Annotated in this window: 4 protein-coding genes and 2 pseudogenes; 4 read left to right on the forward strand and 2 right to left on the reverse strand. The window is 42.9% G+C overall.

Annotated elements, in window-relative coordinates:
• Positions 1-102, forward strand: a pseudogene (locus IM319_RS22460) (RNA-guided endonuclease TnpB family protein); the annotation flags it as partial.
• 34 nt (positions 103-136) lie between these two features.
• Here IM319_RS22460 and IM319_RS08830 read toward each other — a convergent pair.
• Positions 137-808: a hypothetical protein gene (locus IM319_RS08830; RefSeq protein ID WP_287687719.1), complete on the reverse strand. Its 672-nt coding sequence runs from the start codon at positions 806-808 to the stop codon at positions 137-139.
• A 221-nt stretch (positions 809-1,029) separates the two neighbouring features.
• On the opposite strand from IM319_RS08830, the gene IM319_RS08835 reads away from it, so the two are divergent.
• Positions 1,030-3,141, forward strand: coding sequence for a serine/threonine-protein kinase (locus tag IM319_RS08835; RefSeq protein WP_287735327.1), 2,112 nt, complete (start codon positions 1,030-1,032; stop codon positions 3,139-3,141).
• Here IM319_RS08835 and IM319_RS08840 read toward each other — a convergent pair.
• Entirely contained in the window at positions 3,138-4,526 is a 1,389-nt protein-coding gene (locus IM319_RS08840) for a Rieske 2Fe-2S domain-containing protein (RefSeq protein WP_287735328.1), read from the reverse strand. The two genes, IM319_RS08835 and IM319_RS08840, sit on opposite strands and share 4 nt — an antisense overlap.
• Before the next feature lie 193 nt (positions 4,527-4,719).
• Between IM319_RS08840 and IM319_RS08845 the strand changes: the two are divergent.
• Both IM319_RS08845 and aroQ read left to right on the forward strand, forming a co-directional pair.
• Positions 4,720-5,083 (forward strand): annotated as a pseudogene (locus IM319_RS08845) (hypothetical protein).
• 41 nt (positions 5,084-5,124) lie between these two features.
• Positions 5,125-5,580: a type II 3-dehydroquinate dehydratase gene (gene aroQ / locus IM319_RS08850; RefSeq protein WP_287735329.1), complete on the forward strand. Its 456-nt coding sequence runs from the start codon at positions 5,125-5,127 to the stop codon at positions 5,578-5,580.
• The last annotated feature ends 336 nt before the right edge of the window (positions 5,581-5,916 follow it).

A 5,916-nucleotide genomic window follows, 5' to 3' on the forward strand; every position in this document is an offset into this window, starting at 1 on the left:
ATAGGGCATATCGGAAGTTGGTCATCAGACCTAAACGCTTGGGGAGATTTAAGCTCTATTTTGGTTGGTAGCAATACCTGTCAAGACAACTTGAGTCAGTGAACCAAGAATCCCTCGCATGAGCGCGACGGGAGTGTCAATAATCTCTGATCACTAGGGGCGATTGCAGGGTAATATTTAAATCTCGATCAGGGTTAACAGAGTATAACTGCACGGAACTACCACCGACAATTCCCGCCGCCGGTAAACCCCATCCTGCAAGGGTTCCCACGGCTGCCCCAGCTAAGACATCGAGAACTTCAATCTTGCGATCGCCCGTGAGAGCAGCGATCGCTGTGGCTGCCCCCGCACCAGCGACGGTTCCCCCTAAGATATCTTGAGTTTTTGCCCCTTTACGCACCGTTTCAGTGGTAGTAATTAATCGCGAACTAGCATTGAGGGGAATAGTGCGATTACCCCCATCGAGGCCAATTTCATCGGCAATAAACCGCACACCTCGGCCGGCCGCTTCTAGAGTACCCTTGACTTCACTTCCCGCTGCAATCACCACACTCCCATTCCGGTTACGAATATCTCTGGCTACGGTTAAAGTCAGAGGAATAACATCGCTTTTAGAAACTAAAATTTTATCGGCTTTCTCGTAATTCAGGGGAATAACTGTTCCCGCCGGAATCGAGATTTGTTGAGCGATGAGACTTTGCCGATTAATATTACTTTGAGCGAGGACGGGAAAAGTACCGGACATGGAACCCATGAGCAGGGTAATCAGTAAAGGTGTACTAACTCTAGTAACAGGATTGATAGACATAGCGGTTATCCTCTCAAAAAACAACAGTGAACTTTCTCTGTTTCTAGATTATTTTTTTCTGTCTGTCATGTCAGTCCCCTCCACAGGGAATTTTTTCCCTCTCTATAGGGAAAAAAGTAGAATGGCAGAATTTCTGTACTTTGTCTATCCACCGCAAAAGAGAGCCGAAAAGCCTAGAATAGTAAAAAAGAATCGTAAAAAACCTCGGATTGCCATCGTCTATGGAACTCGCTACCGGAAACATCCTTAGTCATCGCTACCAAATTATCCGTCAATTGGGGAAAGGGGGATTCGGACAGACTTTCTTGGCCTGCGATCGCCAGTTACCCAATCAAAATCGCTGTGTGATCAAACAATTTAAACCCCAGTGCCAGGATGCCGAAACTATAGCCATCGCTAGACGACTATTTGAAACCGAGGCGAAAATCCTGCAAGAATTGGGCATTCATCGCCAGATTCCCCGTTTATTTGCTTATTTTGAGGAAAATGGGCAATTTTTCCTCGTGCAAGAATACATTGAAGGGGAAGATTTAGCCAGAGAAATTACTGCCGGTGTCTATAGGCAAGATGAAGGGAAAGTGGTGGCTTTATTAACAGAAATTCTCTCAATTCTCGAATTTGTCCATCACAAACAGGTGATCCATCGCGATGTTAATCCCTTCAATCTTATTCGTCGCAGCCAAGATCATCAATTGGTTTTAATTGATTTTGGTGCTGTCAAAGAAATTAGCACTCAAGTGGTTAAAGAAGGTAAAACCGTTTCTACCGTCGCTATTGGTACCCCTGGTTATTTCCCCAGTGAACAGGCCCAGGGTTATCCGCGTTTTAGTAGCGATATTTATGCCACTGGTATTATTGGATTACAAGCTTTAACCGGTAAAGATCCCGAAGATATTCCACTGGATGCTCGCACGGGGGAAATTCTCTGGCAACATTTGGCCATGACTAGCGCCGAGTTTAGTTATGTTATCGAGCGCATGATCCGCTATGATTTTCGTCAGCGTTATACCAGTGTCAGTGAAGCATTAATCGATCTGAGAAAATTAGGGAAAATTTATCATCTCGCTCCGAAAACTACCTATGGTGTGAAACCTCAAGGTCAGGTGGCTCGTCAAGGGAAATCTTGGCCAACAAAAATCTTGTTTGTCTCTGGGGTAATTGGCTTAATAGCAGGTGCTTATCTGGGTTTTGACTATTGGAAAAATTCTCGTAATTCTCTTGATTACTATCAACAAGGTCAGACTTTTTATCAACTCAAACGCTATACTGATGCCCTTAATTCCTATGGTCAAGCCTTAAAAATTAATCCCGATTATCTGGGGGCATTGCAAGGAAAAGCTGATACTTTATTAGCTTTAAAAAGATACTCGGAAGCTTTAAATACCTACGAAAAAGCTATTCAAATTAACCCAGATTCCGCTTGGCAAGCTTGGCTCGGTCGCGGGCAAGCTTTAGATAAATTAGGCAAAAATCAGGAGGCTTTGGAAAGTTTTGATCGGGTCTTATCTTTTAATTCTGCCGCTAGTCAAGCTTGGCAAGGTAAAGCCAATATCTATTTAGAACTGCAACAATATTCCGCCGCCCAAAAAGCTCTTGACAAATTGTTAACTTTTCAGCAAAATGATGCCAAAGCATGGTATAAAAAAGGCTGGTCATTACAAAATCTTGAGGATTATGAAGGGGCAGTTAAAGCCTACGATCAGGCTCTAGCGATCGAATCGGATAATGCCTTAATTTGGTATCAAAAAGGTAATAGTTTGTATCAATTAAATAAAATTAATGATGCTTTAGAAAGTTATAGCAAAGCTGGACAATTTAATCCCCAATTTTCCCAAGCTCACTATAGTCAAGGGATTATTCTGCAAAAATTAGGTCGCAATTCAGAAGCTTTGGAGGCATTTACTCAAGCAACTAAAGCCAATTCTAATTATTATCAAGCTTGGTTAAATCAAGGGGCATTATTTCATCAAATGGAAAGATTTCAAGAAGCGATCGCATCCTACGAAAAAGCTCGCCGCATTTCTTCCCAAAAAGCCGAAGTTTTTATCGGTATCGGTAACGCTTGCTATCGTTTAGGTGACAATTCCCAAGCTATAACTGCCTATCAACAGGCGATTCAAAGACAAAAAGATAACCCCGAAACCTGGAAAAGTTTAGGCAATAGTTGGTTTAAACTCGGTCAATACGAGCGAGCGATTCAAGCTTATCAAGAATCACTTCGTTATCGTTCCAATGACCGAGAAGTGCAAACACAAAAACAACTGGCAGAAACTCGCTGGCAAGAACTTCAGCAATCTCCCCAAAATCAAAGCAAAGAGGAACAGGTTCCCTAACTTCCGCTCTTTTTACCGGTATTTCTCGGCAATAATTCCCGTCCTTGATAAAACTGTTTTTTCAGTTCTCCCAAGCGCCAATAAGCTCCCACCATAATTACAGTTAATGCTGTCAGCACTGTCACGGGAAGGAGGGCCGATTGACCGAAAATTAGGGCTAAAAGTGGTAGAGATAGACCAAGAATAATAGCGATCGCTAATGTTAACCCCCGCAGACGATTAATATTTTTTAAAGCCCCTTGACAAACAGCACAATTTTTGGTATGGGACTGATAGCGTTCGAGGAGAATCTCTTTTGATTGTAGGGGGGGAAAAGGTTGACCAGCGAAAGGATCAGCTTGGTATTGATTAACCCAGTTGCGATACTCAAACACTAATAAATCCGCTTTGGTGGGGAGATAACAAGCTTGACTAAAATTCCGACTATCCCCCTGAGCTTGCAGATAACGCTCTTGATAGTAGAGAAAAATCTGATCATCTTCAAGAATAGCGTTTTGATTGATGTGGGAATACCAAGTGGGGGTAAGCTTAATGAAGAATTTCGGCAACTTAGAGTTAAATTTAAAGGGAAAACGAGCAAAGAGACGACATTCTCCCTGACGGATTGGAGTTGCATAGACCGCGGTTAAAGTCCGTCCGAACTTTTCCGAGGTGAGATCGTGGTAAATTAATCCGGGGGCGATAAAATTGCTGTATTGTTGACCTAATTTACCTTTACGCGGTCCTTCGGGCCAAATTCCCTTAAATCCCTGACGATTGGACTCGATAATTTCTAACTCCATAGGAGCGGCATTGGCCCGATTACCGATGGTGAGATGATGGGTATAGGGAACATGACTAGAATCGATAATATTTTCGATTAAAGTGACGGCCGAGTAGGGTAGATCTCGAAAGGTATCCAAACAAATCCAAGCATCGGCATCCTCCTCCATGGGTTCAATAATCGGAATCTCAGTCAGGGGAGCATTTTCGGGATTACCCGCATAAACGAATAATAATCCCTGACGGATAGCCGTGGGAAAAGACCGCACACAAGCGCGTCGAGAGGTGTTAGCTTGACTGTTTTCCGGTTGTTGGGGAATAAATTCACAGTTTCCCCCTCCGGAAAAAGACCAACCGTGATAGGGACATTCTAGATGTCCGCTTTCGTTAAGACGACCTTCTGAGAGAGGAGCCAAGCGATGGGGACATTTATCCTCGAAAACTCGCCATTCTTGCTGATTTTTGTCCCACCAAATCACTAAATCCTGTTCTAGTAGGGTAAAGCGTTGGGGCTGCTTTTTGTCTAAATCTTTGACGTAGTAGATAGGATACCAAACTTGACGACAATCAAAGCGATCGATATCTGTTCCCCCGATGGGATAGGTAGCAGTGCTGCTCAACATAAATTTTAAAATAAGTTAACATTTCTCCTCCAAAATCTAACAAATTTTATCGACAAAAGGGGACAGATGCCGGTATCTGCTGGGGAAACAACCACCAGCGCTATATTTTGGGATGATAATTAAAGGGTAGTTTCCCATCGATAAAGCGAGAATGGGAGAAGGATCAAGACGAAACTAAGGGGAGTTTACCAGAATGTCAGGAGAAACCGTCACTTATTCCCTAGAAACTATTCTGACCAGGAGCGAGGGAAAAAATAGACAATCTACAAAGGGACGTTAATCAAAAATTTGACAAGATTGATGATCGCTTTGACAGAATCGATGAACGATTAAATAAAGTAGAGATAGGATTAGCTACTTTGACCGAGAAAGTTGGAGGGGTGGATAAACGACTCGAAAAGGTGGAAAATGAACAAGCTACCATGATTAAAGCTATTTCCGACCTACAGGGATTCCGAGGTCTAATTCTGCCGATCAACGTCGGTGCGCTCAGTGCTACTATTGGTGCGGTGATTACCGTACCGGCAAAAATGTTGTTGATCGGCAATAGTCCCTGATCGAGATAAGATTAATTCTCGTGGTGATAGGGAGGACATTTGTGAATAAACTAAGCATTCTGGTTCTGCACGGGCCGAATTTAAACCTATTGGGGAAAAGAGAGCCGAATCTCTACGGTAACGTCAATTTAGAGGCGATTAACCGGTTTTTAAACGAAGAAGCTACCCGTTTAGGGGTGAATTTAACCGCACACCAGTCTAATCAGGAAGGGCAATTAGTGGACTGGATTCAGCAAGCATGGGGTCAGCATGACGGTATTTTGATTAATGCGGGAGCTTATACTCATACCAGTATCGCCATCCGCGACGCACTATTAGGCACAAAAATGGCCTGTGTGGAAGTACACTTAAGCAATATTTACAAACGCGAGTCTTTTCGTCATCATTCCTACATTGCCGATATAGCCATCGGACAGATTAGCGGTTTTGGGTCCGAAAGTTATCGTCTAGGATTATGGGCATTAGTCGATTATTTGCAAAAGAATAGAGAAGGCTAATTAGGGTCTGCTGAATAAATCTAAAAACCTTGTTGGGTAAGACTTTTAGACCTTTTGTCAATCAAAAAGTACTGGATATGGCAGTGATCGGGGGGAAATTTAGGCACTTTTTCCCTGAAAATTAGGTAATTGGCCACCTGAAAACTGTTCAAACCCCACACCCTGCCACCACCGAAAAACTTTTTGCCGCAAACCCTAATTAGGGTTTGCTGAATAAATCTAAAAACCTTATCCAACAAGGTTTTTAGACTTTTTTTCCCTCAAAAAGTGCCGACCCTTGGAGTGATTGGGGGGAAAATTCAGGGACTTTTTCCCTGAAAATTAGGTAATTGACCA

Source organism: Microcystis sp. M113S1, assembly GCF_020246945.1.
Taxonomy (GTDB): domain Bacteria; phylum Cyanobacteriota; class Cyanobacteriia; order Cyanobacteriales; family Microcystaceae; genus Microcystis.